The 1,901-nt window shown below is 60.5% G+C and carries 4 protein-coding genes; all 4 read right to left on the reverse strand.

The annotated features are described in order from the left end of the window. Positions 1-163: response regulator (locus VZ95_RS16015; RefSeq protein WP_045776749.1), on the reverse strand; the 163-nt coding region annotated here is incomplete at its 3' end. 113 nt (positions 164-276) lie between these two features. Next, a complete protein-coding gene (locus VZ95_RS16020) occupies positions 277-984 on the reverse strand; it encodes a MotE family protein (protein WP_045776750.1) in 708 nt (235 codons plus the stop codon). 175 nt (positions 985-1,159) lie between these two features. Then, positions 1,160-1,771, reverse strand: coding sequence for a DUF6468 domain-containing protein (locus tag VZ95_RS22260; RefSeq protein WP_052711848.1), 612 nt, complete (start codon positions 1,769-1,771; stop codon positions 1,160-1,162). Between the two features lie 7 nt (positions 1,772-1,778). Continuing rightward, positions 1,779-1,901 (reverse strand): FliM/FliN family flagellar motor switch protein (locus VZ95_RS29380; RefSeq protein WP_198148347.1); only part of this gene is annotated, 123 nt, incomplete at its 5' end.

A 1,901-nucleotide genomic window follows, 5' to 3' on the forward strand; every position in this document is an offset into this window, starting at 1 on the left:
AAATCACGAGACCGTAGTTCTTTTCCCGCAACCGCGCCAAGGCGGTGGAGCCATCTGTGGCTTCATCGACATTGTCGAAACCAAGCTGTTTCAGAAGGTTACGGATGATCCGAAGCATCGTCTTATAATCATCGACGATGAGAATCGGCATATTCTTATCCATGGAAGCTCTAAGTCCCCTGTTTGAGTCTCTGGACTGTGCAGGCGCAAGGTCTACGAGTGGCGTGCTTCCGTCAACCCTGCGTGTGAGAAACCCTTTAGAATAACTGTCTTGACTTAAGGCCGCCGCGGCGCAGCAGCCGGAACGGCGGGCGCGGACGGCTGATCGCGGCTGCGGTCAACGAGCAGCGCAGTCAAGGTTTTCGCGCGATCCGGCAGCATGCTGGCGAGGATCGGCGCGAGTTTATTTTCCTTCATTCGCCCGATCACCCCGACGACAACGTCGAGATCGAGCTTTTCGAGAATCTGCGCGGCTTCCTTCGGCTTCATCGTTTCATAGATGCGCACCAGGCTCCGCAGACGCTCCTCCTCATCCTTGCTGCGCTGATCGACGAGGCTGCGCAGTTGCGTCTTCAGCCCTTCGAGTTCAGACACTTTCTCATCGAAGCGTTTTTCGGCGGCGCGCAGCATGGCTTCGCGCTGTTCAAGCTCCCGCTCCCGCTTATCGAGCGCTTCCCGGCGTTCCGACAGCTTTTGCAGCAGATCGATTTCGCCCTGGGTAAAGCGCGTCGGATCGCGCGGCATTTCAGCCGTGGCGGGCGGGGTTGCCGCCGCTACTTCAGTTCCCTTCGCAGCATCGGCGCCGGACTTGCCTGCCCCAGCTTTCGGCGTTGCCGCCTGGGCCTTGGCTTCCGAGGTGCCGAACGGCACGAGCGACTGTAACTGCTGGAAACCGTCATAGGCTTCTTGCACTTTGAAGAAGAGCAATCCGATGACCGCCAGAACCGTCACCGGCAAGAGACGAAAAGGAAGGAACCGGCGCATCGGCGAACTCTCCTACATCAAGGCACTGAAGCAAATATACCGTTCAAATGGGACAGTTCGGCAATGCCCGAGGCAAAACCGAACCGTCTAATCCTAGCGACGAGCGCGCAAAGCCTGAAGCAATTCACGTTCGGCGCGCGAGCGCGGTGCCGCTTCGCCCGCAGCCTCACCAGTGTCAGCCGGAGCCCCAGTCCCGCCGAGAGCTTGACGCAAGCCCGCGCGGTCGCGGGTTGGGCGGGCACGTTCGGGACGGCCTGAGGCCGGAACCTCGGCTTCCTCGGCAGGCGCTTGAGCTTCGGTTGCGGTCGGGCGCGGCGCGCGACGCTCGGCACGCGGCTCGGCCATCGCACCCATACCCATCGCCGGAGCCATCGGTGTTTCGGTCGGACGTTTCCAGCGCGCGTTCCGGCAAACGGCTCACATTATCGCGCGCTTCCGGCTTGGCACCGGGACGCCCCACTTCCGTCCGGGCCGTGCGAACACCGCCCTCAAGACGATCGGCAAGGCTGCCGCCGCGATCCACGAGGTACGACAAATCGTCGCGCAGGTTTTGGCTGCGTTCGAGATACTGCTGGAGCCGCGTCGCTTCGTCGGTTGCCGAGCGCAGGGCTTTGACGCCCGATTCGGCCCGCACGCAGCTATCGTTAAAGGCGGCGATCAGCGCTTCCAATTCCGCTCGGTGATTCCGGATCACATTGAGCTTCTTATTCAGCACCCAGCAGAAGATAACCGTCGCGACCAGCAAGAGGGCGACAATTACATTGAGATAAAATCCAAAGGTCATCATCGCGGGACTAGTCCTTCTGAGTGCGGGATTCGATTTTCACCGCGATGTGATTGTTGCGCTGCCCCACTTTGCCCTTGAACATCGTGACGCCTCCCGACCGCAACATAACCGGGCTTTCCGGCGTGCAGTT

It is taken from the genome of Elstera litoralis (genome assembly GCF_000963705.1).
Taxonomy (GTDB): domain Bacteria; phylum Pseudomonadota; class Alphaproteobacteria; order Elsterales; family Elsteraceae; genus Elstera; species Elstera litoralis.